We start from the raw sequence: 16,942 nt of genomic DNA on the forward strand, positions 1-16,942 counted from the left end.
CTAGTCCTTTCGCTTTCCTCGCCACTCAACTCTTCTCGTCGGCTCAGCTGTCGTAATCGCCTCGGCTCAGCTGTCGTAGTCGACCGTCAGCGTCTCGGAGACCGGGTACGACTGGCAGGTCAGCACATAGCCCGCGTCCACCTCGGCCGCTTCCAGGGCGAAGTTGCGCCGCATGTCCGCCTTGCCCTCGGTGACGAGGGCCCGGCAGGTGCCGCAGACACCGCCCTTGCAGGCGAACGGCAGGTCGGGGCGGGTGCGCTGGGCGCCGTCGAGGACGGTCCGCTCCCTCGGCAGCGCCGCGGTGGTGGAACGGCCGTCGAGGGTGATGGTGACCTGGCTGACGGGTCCGTCCGGCCCGGCCTCCTCGTGGTGGACCTCCCGCACGGGCTCGTCGTCGGCGAAGAACAGCTCCTGGTGCACCCGCTCGGCCGGGACCCCGAGGCCCGCCAGCACGCCCTGCGCGTCCCGGACCATGCCGTGCGGTCCGCACAGCCACCAGTGGTCGGCGGTCCTCACGTCGACCAGCGCGTCGACGAGCGCGGCGAGCCGCTCGGCGTCGATCCGGCCGGAGAGCACCTCGGCCTCGCGGGGTTCGCGGGAGAGCACGTGGGCGAGCTGGAACCGGGCCGGGTAGAGGTCCTTCAGGTCCGCGAGCTCGTCGGCGAACATCACGGTGTCGGTGCGGCGGTTGCCGTAGAACAGGGTGACCGTCGAGCGGGAGTCGGCGGCGAGGACGGACTCGGCGATGGACATCATCGGCGTGATGCCGGAGCCCGCCGCGATCAGCACGTGATGGCCGGGCGTGGTGAGGTCGGGCGTGAAGGCGCCGGTGGGGGCCATCACCTCGACGGTGTCGCCGGGGCGTACGTCGCTGACCAGCCAGGACGAGAAGAGGCCGCCCGGCACCACCCGTACGCCGATACGGGGACTCGACCCGACCGGTGAGCAGATCGAGTACGAACGCCGCTCGTCGCGTCCGTCGATCTCGCGCCGCAGCGTCAGCGACTGGCCGGGCTCGAAGGCGAACTCCTCGGCCAGCTCGGCCGGGATGTCGAAGCCGACGGCGACGGCGTCCGCGCACAGGGGCTCGATGGCGGCGACGCGCAGGGAGTGGAAGGCCGGACGGCGGCGGGCGCGCGGGCGTACCGCGGCGGCCGTCTGCTCTTCGGTGAGGCCTTCCATTCAGATCTCCTTGACGTACTCGAACGGCTCACGGCAGGCGCGGCAGCGCCACAGCGCCTTGCAGGAGGTGGCGGCGAAGCGTGAGGTCTCCTCGGTGTCCGCCGAGCCGCAGCGCGGGCAGGTCACCGCGTGCCGGGTGGCGGACAGCACCAGCGGGACGGGGCCGCCGCCGCGCGGGGCGGGGCCGGGCGGGGCGATGCCGTGCTCGGCGAGCTTGCGGCGGCCGGCCGGGGTGATCCAGTCGCTGGTCCACGGCGGGTTCAGCACGGTGCGGATCTCCACGCGCGCGTATCCGGCGTCACGCAGTCGCGCCGCCACGTCCGCCCGCATCTCCGCCATGGCCGGGCAGCCCGAGTAGGTCGGGGTGAGGCTCGCGACGACCGTGCCGTCCTCGGTCAGCTCGACGCCGCGCAGGACGCCCAGGTCGGCGAGGGTGAGCATGGGCAGCTCGGGGTCCGGCACGGCCGCGGCGACCTGCCGGGCGCGCCGGGCGTCGAGCAGGGTGGTCACCATGTCGCCTCCGGGTGGGCGCGGGCCACGATCTGCAACTCGGCGAGCAGCGGGGCGAGATGTTCGGTGTGCTCGCCGTCGCGGCCGGATCCGGGCAGCGGACGGTACACCGGCATGGGCAGTCCGGCCGCCTGGGTGACCTGGCGGATCACCTCGACCACCTCGTCCCTGACGTCGTACGCCGTGAACAACTCGCCGATGTAGGGGGCCACTTGCTCCTGGGCCCGGCGCATCCGGCGATGCGACTCGTCGGTGCCGTCGCCCAGGCGCACCGCCCAGTCGGCGGCGTACTGCCGGTGGTAGGCCAGTTCCTTGACGCCCTTCGCGGCGATGGCCGCCAGCACGGGGTCCGGGTGCGCGGCCAGTCGCTCGAACTGGGCGAGGCGCCAGCTGGAGAGCACCAGCAGCCGCACGATCGTGAACGCGAAGTCACCGCCGGGGAGTTCGGCCAGGCGTACGTTGCGGAAGTCGCCCGCGTCGCGGAAGTAGGCGTAGGCGTCCTCGTCGCGGCCGGTGCCGTCGACCTGGCCGGCCCGGGAGTAGAGCAGGCGGGCCTGGCCGAGGAGGTCGAGGCCGATGTTGGCCAGCGCCACCTCCTCCTCCAGCTCGGGGGCGCGGGTGACCCATTCGCCCAGGCGCTGGGCCGAGACCAGGGCGTCGTCGCCCAACGCCACGCACAGCGCGGCCAGTTCAGCGTGGTCGACCCCCTCGGGCACGGTGGTGTCGACGCCGTGCAGCGGGTCCTCGAAGCCGGTGCCGTAGGCCCAGCGGGTGTCGTCCTCGTGTCCCTCGGCGAGGGTCATGTAGACGTGGTCGTCGCTCATGCCCTCTCCTTCAGATGTGCGGGACGTCGTCGGGGATGTCGTAGAAGGTCGGGTGGCGGTAGACCTTGTCGGCGCTGGGTGCGAAGAAGGGGTCCTTCTCGTCGCGGGTCGAGGCGGTGATGTGCTCGGAGCGCACCACCCAGATCGACACGCCCTCGTTGCGCCGCGTGTACAGGTCGCGGGCGTGGGTGAGCGCCATGCGGTCGTCGGCGGCGTGCAGCGAGCCCACGTGGACGTGGTTCAGCCCACGCTTGCCGCGCACGAACACCTCGTACAGCGGCCAGTCCTGCTTCTCGGGGCTCATGCCACCGCTCCCTTCTCCGCACGGGCGGCCTGCTTGGCCGCGTGGGCGGTGGCCGCCTCGCGCACCCAGGCGCCCTCCTCGTGGGCGCTCCTGCGCCGTTCCATCCGCTGCGCGTTGCACGGCCCGTCGCCCTTGATGACCCGCATCAGCTCGGTCCAGTCGGGGGTGCCGAAGTCGTGCCGGCCGCGCTCGGCGTTCCAGCGCAGCTCCGGGTCGGGCAGGGTGACGCCGAGCTTCTCGGCCTGCGGGACCGTCATGTCGACGAAGCGCTGACGCAGCTCGTCGTTGCTGTGCCGCTTGATCTTCCAGGCCATGGACTGCGCGGAGTTGGGCGAGGCGTCGTCGGGCGGGCCGAACATCATCAGCGACGGCCACCACCAGCGGTTCACGGCGTCCTGCACCATCTCGCGCTGGGCCTCGGTGCCGCGCATCATCGTCATCAGCAGCTCGTAGCCCTGCCGCTGGTGGAAGGACTCCTCCTTGCAGATCCGCACCATCGCGCGGGCGTACGGCCCGTACGAGCTGCGGCACAGCGGCACCTGGTTGCAGATCGCGGCGCCGTCCACGAACCAGCCGATCACCCCGACGTCGGCGAAGCTCATGGTCGGGTAGTTGAAGATCGAGGAGTACTTCTGGCGGCCCTCGATCAGCCGGTCGGTCAGCTCGGCGCGGTCGGTGCCCAGGGTCTCGGCCGCCGAGTACAGGTACAGGCCGTGCCCGGCCTCGTCCTGGACCTTGGCGAACAGGATGGCCTTGCGGCGCAGCGACGGGGCGCGGGTGATCCACTCACCCTCGGGCTGCATGCCGATGATCTCCGAGTGGGCGTGTTGCGCGATCTGCCGGATCAGCGTCCTGCGGTAGCCCTCGGGCATCCAGTCCCGCGGCTCGATCCGCTGGTCGCGCGAGATCGTCGCGTCGAAGTGCTCCTGCAGCGGCTCCTCGCCGGGCGCCTCGGCGGAGTGTGAGGTCGTCATCGCTCCCGCTTCCCAACCGACCATTCGTTCGGTATTCAGTGTGACGTGTTTCCGCCAGGGGGGCAAGACCCTTCGGGCGCGCGAAAAACGGCCCAGGACACCCCCACGGGGTACCTGGGCCGTTGCTTCGCCGGTCGGGGACCGTCACACGTTGGGCACCTTCAGCCGGTCCCAGCTGACCTTGCCCGGGATACCGTCCGCGTCCTTGCCCTTGAAGCCGAGCTTCTGCTGCCAGGCGGCGTAGGAGCGCCGGTCGGCCTCGGTCCACTCGGGGCTCGGGCCGTCCTCGTAGCGGCCGCATCCCTCCGCGACCAGTCGACGCCCCATGGCGGTGATGATCGCGGACTTCTGGCCGACGTGGAAGAAGCCGCTGCCCGGGAACGGCTCCAGCTTCGGCTTGGGCGCCGGCTTCGGGTCGGGATCCGGGTCGGGCCTGCCGCCCCCGCCCCTGAGCCGCTGCGCGATGCGCCCCCGCATGCCGTCCATGGTGAAGCCGCGCGGGTCCTGCTTGCCCGGCTGCCACTCCTTGTGGCCGATCACCGAGCGTTCGCTCCAGCCGTGGTGCCTGCAGATCGCGGCGGCGGCCTTCTCGATCGCCTCCTTCTGCGCCTCGGGCCAGGGGTCCCTGCCGTCGCCGAGGTTGACGCACTCGAAGCCGTAGAAGTGGGCGTTGCCGTCGGTGTCGGCCTCGTTGTCGGGCGGCAGCCTGGACTCGTTGACCACGGCGCGCAGGACGTCGCTGTCACCGAGGCCGGCGTGGTTGGCGCGGCCGTTGCCGACGAGGTGGATGTGGCCCTGCTTGTCGATGACGCCGTGGCAGAGCGGGCCGGGCAGGCCGGAGTAGCCGTTGTAGCAGATGTTCACCGAGTTCTCGGTGCCCTTGGTGACGGTGTGGTGGATCATCACGCCGTTCACCGGGCCCCAGGGGCCCTTGCTGTTGCGGTTGTGGGTGCGCCAGCTGCGGACCTCGTGGACCGTCAGTCCCTCCGCGCGGAGGATCTCCACCATCTTGGACGCGCTAAGGGGCTTCGCCATCATTCGTCTCCTTCCGCCGTGGCCTCGGCTTCCGCCGTGGTCTGCGACCGCCCCCGCGACGGGTCCTCCGCCAACTGCTCCTCGCGGCGCGCCTGTTCCTCCGCCGCGAGCGTCGCCTCGTCCGCGGCCGGGATGCCGCCGGCCAGCGGGTTGAAGGCGAGGCGCAGGTCGACGGTGCCGCCCTCCCCCTTGACCAGGGCGAGCGGGGCGAAGGAGCGGACGATGCCGGCGGGGCCCTGCAGCAGCGGGCGCCGGGCCGGGTCGGTGGGCCACTCGACGTTGCCGGTGGCGGTGCGGGCGGGCACGATCCAGTGGTCGCCGGTGCGGTAGGCGGCGCCCTTGGCGAAGTACACCTCGACCCCGTCCTCCAGAGGCAGCCACTCCCCCTCCGTGACGGGCACGGCACCGCCCTTGAGGGCGGTCGTACGGCCCTTGCGCCTGGGCCCCTCGTGGTGGTCCCAGCGGCGCAGGAACGGGTTGAGGTGGGGCAGCCGTCCGACGCCCTGGTCGGGCTCGGCGCTCAGGCGGACGCGGCGGCCCGGCAGGTCCAGTTCCTCGACCCGCAGCAGGGGCAGGGGTTCGAGTCGGGAGGCGTAGGCGGTGTCGACCAGCTCGACGTGGTCGCCGACGTCCAGGTCCAGCTTGTCGTCGTGGCCGAGGGAGGCCAACTGCACCCAGGTGCCATCGAGTTCGTCGACCGGGAACACCACCGAGCCGTTCTCGCGGGACCACTTGAAGGTGGCGTCCTCGGCCTCGCCGCCGGCGTGCACCTCCACGCGGTAGAGCTGGTTCTCCTGGCCGCGGTAGCGGGCGTCGGGCTTGACCAGGCAGGGGTCCTCGTCGGCGTGGTCGGGCCGTTCGCTGCGGGCGGCCAGACGCGCGGTGGGCGTGGCCTGCTTCTGCGCCCACTTGTCGAAGGCGGCCCGCACGACCTCCTTGGACGGGTCGGTCTCCTCGATGTCCAGGGCGGCCAGCGACAGGGGCAGCACCTGCCAGACGACCTTCACGCGCGCGGCGGTGTCCGGCATCGCGGCGCCGAGGGCGACCTCGCGCAGGGCCGGGTCCTCGGCGGCGGAGACGGCTCGCTCCCACACGTTCAGGTAGACCACGAACGGCGATGTGGCGGGCGAGGGCAGCCGGTCGCCGGGCCGCTCCGGGTCGCGGAAGCCGTCGGGCTGGTCCCAGTAGGTCCAGTGCGCGGGCGGGGCGGCGGTGTCCTGATCCTCGGCGTCCTCGTCCGGGACCGGCACGCCCGGCGCCGGACGGGTCGCGTCCACCAGGATGCCGTCGACGTAGTAGCGGCCGCCGCGGATGTGGAGCGTGTCGATGTCGTGCCTGCCGCCCACGTAGTCGATCTTGAAGCCCGCGGCGTCGCGCGGCCCGCCGTGCCGGCCGATCAGGTCGGCGGCGAGGGTGCGGGCCTGGTGGAGCTGGATCGCGGTCTGCTCGTTGAGGTCGGCGTCGAGCTGGACGCGGCCCTGCTGGGCGATCACCGCCGAATAGCGCCGCTGCGGGCGGAACGTGAGGCGGGAGAGGTCAGCGTGCATGAAGGGGGTCCCCCTGGTTCAGGAAAGTGCGGGTTGGGCTTACGGCGGCGGCGCACGTGTCGCGACTCATGGCCGGCATCACGTCAGGCATCACGTCACGCATCACGTCACGCATCACGTCACGAAGAAGATCCCGGCGTCGGTGCCCGCCGGGGTGTACTCCGCGAGCCGAGCCCGGAGGCCGTCCTCGCGCTGCGGCCGGTACAGATCGTGGAAGGCGCCCATCTCGGCCCCGTCGTCCGCACCGCGCCGGATCTCCTCGGGGCACCGGTCGGCGGGCAGCCCGTACCAGGGCGTCCCGTAGCGCAGCGACGTGAGCAACGGCCGTACACCGGCGTTCAGGTCGGGCTGGCAGCGGTACCGGCGCGGAGTGCGCGAACCGGGCGGCACGTACGAGTACCTGAGGCAGCCGATCCCGCGCCTGGCTACGTGGAGCCGGTCGGTCAGGATCGAGTTCTCGGCGATCCGCACGGCGTGCGTGAAGATCTCGCCGATCACCGTGGTGCGGTGCAGGTGCAGCACCGCGTGGGCGTGCCGGCAGTCCGGCGCGGACAGGGCCTCACGGCCCGTACCGGTGGCGTCGAGGACGCTGTCGCGCAGGTGGATGTCGAGGGGTTCCTCGCTCACCTCGTCGCCGATGACCTCGATGGTGCCGAGGATGCTGTGCTCGATCTGGAGGCACGCGGTGGTGCGCTCCAGGACGATGCTGGGCTCCTCCGGCGAGTGCGGGTCGCACTCGGGCTCCAGCGACCAGCCGGGCACCAGCGTGGAGTGCCGCAGGACGACCGCCCCCATGGGGCCGGTGACGTTGATGCCGCGTCCGGCGACCAGCAGGCCGTCGAGGACGATGCGCGGACGCTCGTGCGGGGCGCAGTCCTCGGACACGGCACGGATGTTGAGGGCGTCGGGACGGTTGCTGTACCAGTCGAGCAGGCGGATCACCGGGCGGGTGCCCTCGGCCGCGCGGACCTCCAGGCGGTCGCCGGGGTCGAGGTCGAAGTCCAGCTGCTCCTGGTAGGCGCCGCTGTGCGTGATCTCGATGACGCCGGCGGGACCGGTCCGGTCGGCGCGGCGGTCGTGCTGCCAGGCCCGGTAGGCATCCATGATCTGGCGGTAGGGCTGTCCGGGTCCGACCCGGTACACCTCCGCCTCCGGACGCGGCTGGCGGTCCGGACGCTCGTACTCGCCGCCGCCCATGTCCGCGCCGAACGCGTACTGGTAGTCCACCCACACGCCCTGCCGGGGCGCCGACCGCGACCCGAACGCGATCCGCCCGAGCTCCGGGTCGACGGCGACCTGCCCGCGCCTGGGCCGGTAGCGCCAGTCCGACAGGTCGGCGACCACGATGTCGGCGGGCGGTACCGGCCGGTCCTCGCCGTCGCGCCGGATGACGAGGCTCTTGCCGGGGCCGTAGTAGTCGGTGAGCCGGTCGTGGAGCTGACGGCGGGTGATGAACGCCGGAACGTTGTCGATGGTCGCGACGTGCGTGGGCGACGGCTCCGGGAACGGCTTGGTGACCAGCGGGGTGTCGTTGCCCAGGATCGAGAACGTGTAGAGGTTGCGGGCGCGATCGATGCAGTACGCCGGGGACTGGGTGAGCGAGTGCGCCTTCAGCCGCCAGACGAACAGCGCGACGCCCGCCGGGGTCCAGCCGCCCTGCCGGTGCGCCGAGTCGGCGCGACGGACGTCCGCCGTGCGGGCCGTCGCGCCGAAGGGGCCGCCCGCGAGGTCGAGGGCGGAGTTGTCGCGCAGGTCGACGAGCCGGCCGCGCTCGCCACGGTGGACGCCGGTGTCGCCGTACAGCTTCACGGGCTGGGTGTGCGCGACTTGCCGGGACAGCTCGACGGCGCGGGCGGGCCAGCCGGTGACCTGGTCGGAGAGTTCCTCCAGCAGGTGGAGGGTGCCCTTGCGGCGGCGGTTGGCCACGGTGGCGGCCACCTCGCGGCGCGGGGCGACGGCCTCGGCCAGGGCGGCCCTGCCTCCCTCGTGCAGGCCGGTCGTGAGGACCCGCTCGTAGCCGGGCAGGGTGCGGTAGCCGACCAGGTCGCCGAGGTACGGCAGCACCCAGGGCGCCGCCGTCTCCACGAACAGGTCCTCGTAGCCCTGCTGGACGCCGTCGCGGACCCGGTCGAGCTGCTCGGCGATCACCGCGAGCAGCGCGCGCAGCGCCTCGCCCTCCTCGGCGTCGCGCAGCAGGTGCCAGCGGGGCAGCAGGGCGGCGAGACCGTCGGGTTCCCTGGAGGCGGTCGCCGGGGCCGCGGCCTCCAACTCGACATCCGCGGAATGCGCGGCCATCACTTGACCTCCGTCAGAATCAGGGTGTCCGCGGCCTTCGGCGACAGCATCGCGAGCTGGGCCGGGCGGATGCCGCGGAAGACGAACACCGAACGGCCCTTCGCCAGGCGCCGGGTGTCGGTGATGTCGGGGTTGAGGCGCAGGAGTTCGGCGAGCGGGACGCCGTACTCGGCACAGATCGCCGACAGGGTCTCGCCGTCGGCGGCGCGCACCGTGTGGATCTTCTCGTCGTACGCCGCCGGGTGCGCCGGGACCGATGCCCTGGGCGGGCCGGGGTCGGTGAGGATCCCGGTCAGCTCCGCCGGCGTGGCGGACGCGGGGACGCCGGTGAACACGTCGACGTCCACGTAGTCCACGCCGGGCACGGTGTGGGCCGTGGCGAGGACGTCGGAGAGGCGGGCCGGGCGGCCCAGCTCCCGTCCCTCGTAGCCGAGCCGGCGCAGCAGTGCCTGGCGCAGGCGCGGTTCCACGATCTCCCAGGTGTGATCGGGGGCGACCTTCACCTTGGCGGCGATCAGCAGCAGGACCAGCTCGCGCACGTCCACGCGCACCGGGAGGTTCAGGTCCCCGTACTCGGTGAGCGCGCCGCGCAGCGCCCCGAGCGTGTCCGAGTCGCCGTCGATCGGCACGTCGTCGGTGCCGGCGACCGTCACGTGCAGCACGCGGCGCCGCCCGTCGAAGAGTTCACGCGCGGCGGCCCGGCCGATGCCGGCCCGGGAGCGGGCGAAGTCCTCGTAGTCGGAGGCGGAGACCAGCCGGTCCAGCGCCGAGACGGCGAGCGGGATCGTACGGCGGGTCAGGCCGGGGCCGTCCGCGTCCGCACCGCCCTTCGCCGGGCGCGGGTTGGTCACCTGGGTGACGCCGAGCGGCCGGGTGAGGGGCTGGGTGACGCGGTCGGCGGCGACGTTGGCCGCCTTGCCGGTGCCGAAGCGGTAGCGGGCGCGGATGTTCTCGTGGCCGGACGGCAGCCGGGCGCCGTTGATCCCGTCGCCGAAGGTCACCGTCGTCCGGCCGTCGGCGGTGGAGCCGGTGATGTAGACCCGCTCGCCCGGGCCGCGTCCGGCGAGGCTGTCGACCTCGTGCCACAGGACGCCGTCGACCCGGATCTCCAGGACCGGCGTGGCGCCGAGGGGGTTGTCGTCGGCGAGCCAGGTCAGCGGGGACTGCCAGAGCGCGAACGTCTGGTTCACGCGGTCGGAGTCACCGCTGCCGATGGCCTGCTCGCGGCTCTCGCCATGGGTGGCCTCGACGACGTTGCCGAGAACCTTGACCGTCTCGCGGCGGTAGCGGTGGGCGAGGTCGGCCGTCAGGGTCAGGCGGGTGTGGACGTGGTCGCCGGGCAGCCGGGGGTCGACGGCCGGGTCGGCGGTGGCGATCGTGACGACCTCGGTGGCCCGCACGCCCGCCGTTCCGGGGATGTCACTGCGCTCCCCGCTCACCATGAGGGTGCGGCCGGGCCGCAATCCGTCGTACAACTCGGCGAGTTCGATCTCGTTGCCGTGGACGTCCTCGCCGAGCGGTTCGTCGGCGAGGCGCAGCGGCTCGCCCGCCGCGTGCACGGTGGTGTCGCGGATGTGCGAGAGCAGGACGTCGAACTCGTCCAGCCACGGGTCGGCCAGGGTGAGTTCGGTGCCGCGTCCGGTGATGCCGTAGTTGCTGTACGCCGCGGTACGGGCCACGACGACCTGCGTGGTGACGAACGCGAGCCGGGAGTCGCCGGGGACGCCGTCCTGGGCGCCCTTCGCGGGGCGCTGGACCGCGACCCAGCTGCCGACCGTGATGCCGGCGTGGACGGTGTCCAGCTGGAGGAGCCGGCGGTTGAGCGGCTCGGGCTTGCTGGCGATGACCACCTCGACGTTCGGCTCCGTGGTACCCACCGTGTACTTGAGACTGACCTCGTACTCGCCGTGCGTGAACTGTTCGTTCGCGCCCGGCCGCAGCGTGATCTGCTCGGACGTGCCGTTGTGGACACCGACGTGGACCAGGCCCTCGTCGTCGGGCCGCGACACGAAGAGCGTCCGCTCGGGCAGGCCCGAGCGGAGGCGGGCCGTGACACCGGGTTCCTGTGAGTCGTTGGGACGTCGGTTGAGCCAGTTGAGGTCGCGGTCCTGGCCGGAGCGCACGGACAGCTCGACCTGGCCCGCGCCGAGCGGGAAGTTCACCGGCTGGGTGACGGGCAGGTTCTCGGCGCGCTGGTCGGAGCTGCTGCCCTCGACGTACTGGAACTCGGCGCGGACCGGGGTCCTGCCCGCCGTGTCGTACACGACGCGCGTGCTCACCAGCACGGCACCCGTGAGCGGCCAGTCGGCGGTGCGGATGACGCGGCCGCGGTCGTCCTGGACCGGCTTGAGCGGGGCCGTGGCGCCGAAGGGGGCGGCGGTGACCCGCATGGCGAGCAGTTCGCGCAGGAGTTGGGGGGTGCCGGGGGCGGCGGCGGTGCGCCACGCCGGGTACAGGGTGCCGAGGGAGGGGTTGAGCGCGGAGAGCAGCCGGGCGGTGTCGGTACCGGGCCGCTGGGAGCCGATGCCGCCGCGCGGGGCGGGGGCGGAGGCACGCAGGGCGGGAAGCACACCGCCGAGGGCTTCGAGAGCAGCGGTGCGCGCATCGCCGCTGCTTGGGGGCGCGGGACTGTATCGATCTGCGGCTCCGCCGCGGGGCGCGACCAGCCCCGACGGCGCGGCAGACGATCGACTGCCCGCTTCCTCCGATTGGGCCGGCGCCAACTCCAGTGCGCGCTCCGCGATTTCGGCCAGCACCGCCTCCAACTGCTCGAACCAGGCAGCGACGTCCTCGTACGGCTCGGCCAACACCTGAGCCTCACCGAGACGCGCCACCGGCTCCGCAAGCCGCGCAGCCAGCCGCTCAGGACTCTTGATCCCGTCCAGATCCCCCCGCAGCGGCGCGAGCACCTGGTCCTCGAAGTCCTCGATCACCCGGCTGACCGGCCGCGGGTTCGGCACCTCGGGCGTGGGCGGCTCGTCCCCCGGCTCGCCCGGCGACCGCGGGGCAGCCGTCCATCGCCGTACCTCGTCGAGGAGTTCCTTCAGGGTCGGCGGGGCCGACTTCGGCAGGGAGATCGCCGTGATCTCGTCCTCCCGGTCGACCCGGGCCTTCGCGACCGGCAGCAACTTGCGTTCTCCGCCTGCCTGTTCACCGAAGACAAAGAGCAGCTGGTCACCGGTCTGCAGCGAGTTGGCGGTGCCCTCGACGAAGATCTCCGAGCGGCTCTCCAGGTCCGCGGGGGTGACGAGGGAGGGGCGCCGACGGCGGACCTTCAGGTCGTTCCAGTCCCAGCGGGCGGTCAGGTCCCGGCTGGTCTCGAAGGTGAGGGACTGCTCGTCGGCGGACGCCGGCACGCTGTGGCTGCGGGCACCGCGCGGGATGAGCACCGGCAGGGCCTCGGCGCGCGGGTCGCGTTCCAGGGTGTACGCCAGGTGCGTGGCGGCGGCGACGCCGGGGCGCGGGCGGTGGCCGACGAGCCGGCCGAGCAGGACCAGGGAGCGGTGCTCGTTGGCCGTGCGGATGTACGCCTCGTCCGCGATCCGCTCGGAGTGGAAGGTGAGCAGGTCACCGAGGACAGCGGTGGCGTCGAGCAGGCCGATCGCCGGGTCGTCGGGGGTGCGCGCGGTGAGCCCTTGGAGGGCCGGGTACGCCGGTGAGGCGAGCCGGTCGAGCAGGGCCGCGCGGAACGAGCCGTACTCGCCGACGCGGTAGTCGAGGGCCGTGCGGCCGGGCGGGTTGTGCACGGGGGCCGGGGCGAGGCGCTCGTCGTGGCCGCCCCGGCAGGCGCCGCCGCAGCCGCAGTCGTCGGTGATCGTGACCTCGGTCATCGCGCACCTCCCAGGGATATCGCCAGCCGGCCGTTCTCCGGCCGGTCGGGGTCGTTGTCGCAGGTGGCGATCTCCAGCGGGCCGAGCCGCAGCACGCCGTCCTCCCTTTCTCCTCGGTCCGGCTCGAACAGCCGTCGCAGTCGGGTGACCTGGACGCTCGCGACGCCGGGCACGGCGGCAGCGACGGCGACGAGCCGGCTGAGCCGTACGGGTTCGCCGAAGGTCAGGGCGTCCGGGTGGAAGAAGCCCCGCAACCCACTGCCGAGGACGCGGTACAGCTCGGCGAGGATCTGGCCGTGCTGGTGGCCGGGCGCGGCGCACACGCTCAGCTCGATGTCGAGCGGGACGAGACGCGCGGCGCCGACGACGACGTCGTGGCCGATGCGCCGGTACGGCTCCAGGGCCTGGGCGACGGAGTCGAGCAACTCGGCCGACGGGGCGCCGGTGCCGTACGCGTCGACCGCGATGTGCGCCTCCTGCGTACTGCCGGTCCAGCGCAGCTCGGCCGCCGCCCGCTGCACGCCGGGCAGGGCGGTGGCGAGGGCCGCGTAGTCCTCGGCGGTGACCGCGCGCAGCCGGGTGCGGCGCAGGTCGAGCGGGGCCAACTGGCGTACCTGCTCGACGGGTTCGGGTTCCGTGCCGCCGACGGCGGGCAGCGGGTTGCGTACGACGGCGGCGGGCGGTGTCTCGCAGTCGGACTGGACGACGAGGTGGTTGATGGCCTCCGCGCCGACGTTGCCGGCCGTGCCGCCGCCGAGGCGGTAGTGCGCGGCGAGCCGCGATCCGGGCGTCGGCCGCGCGCCGTGGCGTCCGTCGCCGAAGCGCAGGGCGAGGCGGCCGTCGTCCTCCAGCTCACCGACGAAGTGGCGCTCGCGCCGGCCGCTGTCGAGGAGGCCGCGGCGCGGCTCCCAGATCTCGTCGTCGCCCTGGTGCAGGCGTACGGCGGGCAGGGCGCGGCGCGGGTCCTGGTCGAGCGCGGCGGTCGCGGAGCCGCGCAGCACCAGCTCGTCGGGGTGCAGTCCGGCCGCGTACGACGGGCCCCAGCTGTGGGCGATCTCCCAGGCGATGTGCCCGTCCAGGACGGTGCCCGCGCGGGCGCGTGCCGTGAGGACCTCGACGCGGCGCAGCTTGGCGTCGAGCAATTCGTCGCTGCGGTGCAGGAGTTCACGCAGGGCGCGGACCGGGTGGCGGCGCAGCTCGATGCGCTCCAGGATCCGCAGCCCGTAGATCACCGCGAGTTCGGCGATCTCCTCCTCGGCGAGGCCGTCCCGGTCGCGGGCGCTGCGCCACAGCTCGACGAGCCGCTGCCGCACCCGCCCCGGGATCGCGGCGATCCTCTCGGCCTGCCCGGCGGCGACGGTGGCCGGTTCGGGGAACGGCACCGCCTGGACGACGGGCGCGCGGGAGAGGACGGGGCGGAAGCGGGGCCGGATGCCGGGGTACACGGACTGGGCGAGCAGCGTTCGCAGGGCGCCGGCCTGGGCGTACGCGGTGCCGGGCACGACGCGTTCGTGGCGCTGGCCGGCGCGTTCCAGGCCGATTCCGGCCCTGTTGGCCGCCGCTTCCCCGACCACCTCGAACAGCTCGCGGACGTCGTCGGCGGTCAGGGACCGGCCCGACTCGGTGCTGTCCGTGAGGGAGTTGATCAGCCGCGCGGGTGCGTTGCCCTCCTCGCGGTCGCCGCAGCCGAACTCCGGTGGGTCGCAGGGGGCGACCTCGGCGGGTGCCTGCGGGACGGTGAAGGTCTCGGGCAGCCCGTGGAGCGTACGGCCGTGGTCGACGAGGACGACGTTGCCGCGGGCCAGCGTCACGTCCTCGACGGGCAGGCAGTCGCGGCCGCCGCGGGTGGCGAGGCAGAGCGGGAAGCGCAGGGCGTCCGCGGCGGCCCAGGTGACCTCCAGGACCGGCTGGTCCTCGATGCGGTCGACGGCCGGGGTGACGGAGGTCAGCCGGACGGCCTGCCGGTGGGCGGGGTCGGCGTCGCCGGGGGTACCGGTGCGCGGGCCCTTGACCTCCTCCAGGACGAGCAGGTCACCGGCCCTGAGGTCGAGTCGGCGGTCCCGGCAGGTCTCCGGGTCCACCCACTCGTCGCGCAGGGTCGCGGAGGTCGCGCCCTTGGGCAGGGTGCGGACCTCGCCGCCCCAGGTCCACAGGCGGATCGCGTTGTGCGCGACGCGCAGCTCCAGGGCGTCGGCGGTGACGACGGGTTCGAAGACCTCCACCGAGCCGCGCTCGTCGAGGTCGCCGAGGTCGGCCTCGTCGACGACCGTGCCCGGCTCGGGGCGGTCGTGCGGGTCGAGGGTGCGGACGTCGACGGAGGCGAAGCGGAAGGTGCCCGGGGCGAGCGTGTGGTCGCCGGCGGTCTCGACGGCGACGTAGGCCCGCGCCGTGCAGCCGTCGTGCATCGCGTAGTCGATGAGCCGCACGTGCCGCCGCACCGACACCCGGCGCCGGGCCGTGTCGAGGTAGGCCTCGGTGGCGACCGCGTCCTGCTGGTAGCTGATCTGGTCGCCGGTGTACGCGAGCAGTTCGACGAGGGTCGTGCCCAGGTCGGCGGGGTTGCGCTCGACCCAGTCGGGGGTGGTGAGCGCGAGCCGGTCCAGGAGCAGCTTGCGGATGGTGTCGTAGTCGCGGGCGGTGTAGTCGATGACGGGCGCGGAGGGGAAGTCCGCGTCGCCGTGCTCCTCCCCCGCGCAGTCGAAGGGGGTCGGGCAGTCGGGCCGGAAGACGAAGGCCGCGCTGTGGTAGCGCTGGTCGAAGCCGCGGTACGGCTCCGTCCCGGGGCGTCCGTACAGGTCGGCCTCGACGAGGGCGAGCCGGTAGCGGGAGGTGTCGCCGGCCTTGTCGAGGGTGACGTAGAGCCGGTCGTCGAGCTCGGGGTCCTCCTCGCGCTCGACGCTGACGTCCACGGCGGTGATGCGGGTGACCCGGCGGCCGCCGTCGATGCGGACGTTCTCCGGACCGAGGCCGTGCGGGGCCTTGCCGAGGAAGGTGACGGTGAGCAGCAGTCCGTCGTCGCTGACCTCGACGGCGTCGACACCGCCCAGCTGCGCGGCGCGGACCTTGGCCCGGCGGGAGGTGACGGTGGTACCGGTCATGCCGCGGCCCTCCCTTCGAAGACGTCGTCGCGGCGGGCGCCGTCGGCGCGCACGACGTACGACAGGTACACGCGGACGGCGTTGTCCTCGCTGATCACGTCGAGGGCCTCCACGTCGATGAGGTCGCCGAGCCAGCGCTGGAGCGAGGCCTGGACGGAGAGTTCGAGGGTGCTGATGAGCTCGGGGCTGGTCGGCGCGAAGACCAGGTCGAGCAGCCCGCAGCCGAAGTCGGGGCGCATCACGCGCTCGCCGGGGCTGGTGAACAGCAGCTGCTCGATGAGGTCGTGGACGTGCTCGCCGCGGGTGGCGTGCGCGGTGCGGCCCCGGCGGTCGGCGCGGAACGGGCTCGCGATGTCGCTGCGGGCGCGCCCGCTCGGGTGGCGGCTCATCGGACGGTGACCTTTCGCTGCGCGGCCTGGACGACGGGTGGCCCCTGCGGCACGAGGGCCGCGCTGAAGCACTCGGCCGCGGAGGTGTCGAGCAGCACGGACCGGCCGTCGACGGTGATCCCGGTGCCGCCTGCGGTCCACCGGACCGTCACGCAGGGCGAGGGCACCCGGTCGACGGTGTGCGGGCAGCCGGTGACGACGTAGCTGTGGGCGGACGTGGCGACGACGCCGCCCGCGAGGCGTACGCCGCCGGAGGGTGTGGTGGCGGGCGCGACACGGCCGCCGTGCGGGCAGCCGATCACGGCACTGGCGTCGAGCAGACTCCCGGACATGTTCGTGAGTTCCCCCGTCTTTCTCATCGCTGTCTTGCTCATCGCCGTCTTGCTCATCGCTTGGAGAGCACGGTCAACTGGCCCTCGTTGATGGTCACTTCGTTGCCGCGCAGCAGGACCTCGGCGCCCGCCCCGGTCGAGATGACCACGGCCTCCTTGGTGATGCGGATGTACGCGCCGCCCTGGGCCTGGAGCAGAATCCCCTGCTCGGCGCCCGGCGTGTCGCTCATGACGAGCTTGTGGGCCCGCGGTGTCTGTACGACCACGGGCTTGTCGGGCGAGCCGGCCTGAAGCTCGCGCCGCGCGTCGGGCGGCAGCTCCTCGGCGGCCCCGTACCAACACCCGGTCCACACCGGGAAACTGGGATCCCCCTGCTCGAACTCCACCCACACCCCCGCCCCCGGCGGCGGCACCACGAACTGCCCCGACTCGGGCCCGGTGAAGGGCAGGCAGGGCAGCGCCCAGGTGGACGGCTCGTCGCCGAGGACGTCCGGGACCTCGACGGTGATACGGCCGATGCGCAGAGGGTCGTCGTTGCTGACGACCCGGCCGCGGAACTTGCCGAGGTAGCGATTGCTGGGTGCCGCCATGGTGGGAGTGCTCCTGGTCGGTGGTGTCTGCC

13 protein-coding genes are annotated in these 16,942 nt (G+C 73.1%); all 13 read right to left on the reverse strand.

Going from position 1 to position 16,942, the window contains the following annotated elements; all coding sequences use genetic code 11:
• Positions 1 to 66 precede the first annotated feature (66 nt).
• Complete coding sequence (paaE, locus tag ACIRD7_RS34270) at positions 67 to 1,182, reverse strand: 1,2-phenylacetyl-CoA epoxidase subunit PaaE (protein WP_403459681.1); 1,116 nt, start codon at positions 1,180 to 1,182, stop codon at positions 67 to 69.
• On the reverse strand, positions 1,183 to 1,695 hold the full coding sequence (gene paaD / locus ACIRD7_RS34275; RefSeq protein WP_403459682.1) for a 1,2-phenylacetyl-CoA epoxidase subunit PaaD: 513 nt from the start codon (positions 1,693 to 1,695) through the stop codon (positions 1,183 to 1,185). It abuts the gene before it with no gap.
• Positions 1,689 to 2,516: a 1,2-phenylacetyl-CoA epoxidase subunit PaaC gene (gene paaC / locus ACIRD7_RS34280; protein ID WP_403459684.1), complete on the reverse strand. Its 828-nt coding sequence runs from the start codon at positions 2,514 to 2,516 to the stop codon at positions 1,689 to 1,691. The genes paaD and paaC overlap by 7 nt, the downstream gene beginning before the upstream one ends.
• A gap of 10 nt (positions 2,517 to 2,526) precedes the next feature.
• Positions 2,527 to 2,820: a 1,2-phenylacetyl-CoA epoxidase subunit PaaB gene (paaB, locus tag ACIRD7_RS34285; protein WP_403459685.1), complete on the reverse strand. Its 294-nt coding sequence runs from the start codon at positions 2,818 to 2,820 to the stop codon at positions 2,527 to 2,529.
• Entirely contained in the window at positions 2,817 to 3,794 is a 978-nt protein-coding gene (gene paaA / locus ACIRD7_RS34290; protein WP_403459686.1) for a 1,2-phenylacetyl-CoA epoxidase subunit PaaA, read from the reverse strand. Before paaA ends, paaB begins: the two co-directional genes overlap by 4 nt.
• 144 nt (positions 3,795 to 3,938) lie before the next feature.
• On the reverse strand, positions 3,939 to 4,829 hold the full coding sequence (locus tag ACIRD7_RS34295; protein WP_403459687.1) for a peptidoglycan-binding protein: 891 nt from the start codon (positions 4,827 to 4,829) through the stop codon (positions 3,939 to 3,941).
• Complete coding sequence (locus ACIRD7_RS34300; RefSeq protein WP_403459688.1) at positions 4,829 to 6,376, reverse strand: DUF6519 domain-containing protein; 1,548 nt, start codon at positions 6,374 to 6,376, stop codon at positions 4,829 to 4,831. The genes ACIRD7_RS34295 and ACIRD7_RS34300 overlap by 1 nt, the downstream gene beginning before the upstream one ends.
• A 114-nt stretch (positions 6,377 to 6,490) precedes the next feature.
• Positions 6,491 to 8,671 (reverse strand): hypothetical protein, encoded by a 2,181-nt coding sequence (locus ACIRD7_RS34305; protein ID WP_403459689.1) that lies wholly within the window; start codon positions 8,669 to 8,671, stop codon positions 6,491 to 6,493.
• Entirely contained in the window at positions 8,671 to 12,501 is a 3,831-nt protein-coding gene (locus ACIRD7_RS34310) for a putative baseplate assembly protein (protein WP_403459690.1), read from the reverse strand. Before ACIRD7_RS34310 ends, ACIRD7_RS34305 begins: the two co-directional genes overlap by 1 nt.
• Entirely contained in the window at positions 12,498 to 15,599 is a 3,102-nt protein-coding gene (locus ACIRD7_RS34315; RefSeq protein ID WP_403459691.1) for a putative baseplate assembly protein, read from the reverse strand. The genes ACIRD7_RS34310 and ACIRD7_RS34315 overlap by 4 nt, the downstream gene beginning before the upstream one ends.
• A complete protein-coding gene (locus ACIRD7_RS34320) occupies positions 15,596 to 15,988 on the reverse strand; it encodes a GPW/gp25 family protein (protein WP_403459692.1) in 393 nt (130 codons plus the stop codon). Before ACIRD7_RS34320 ends, ACIRD7_RS34315 begins: the two co-directional genes overlap by 4 nt.
• Positions 15,985 to 16,320, reverse strand: coding sequence for a hypothetical protein (locus ACIRD7_RS34325; RefSeq protein WP_403459720.1), 336 nt, complete (start codon positions 16,318 to 16,320; stop codon positions 15,985 to 15,987). The genes ACIRD7_RS34320 and ACIRD7_RS34325 overlap by 4 nt, the downstream gene beginning before the upstream one ends.
• Before the next feature lie 53 nt (positions 16,321 to 16,373).
• A complete protein-coding gene (locus tag ACIRD7_RS34330; RefSeq protein ID WP_403459693.1) occupies positions 16,374 to 16,910 on the reverse strand; it encodes a phage baseplate assembly protein V in 537 nt (178 codons plus the stop codon).
• Positions 16,911 to 16,942 lie beyond the last annotated feature (32 nt).

The organism is Streptomyces sp. NPDC093568 (genome assembly GCF_044764945.1).
In the GTDB taxonomy this organism is placed as follows: Bacteria; Actinomycetota; Actinomycetes; order Streptomycetales; family Streptomycetaceae; genus Streptomyces.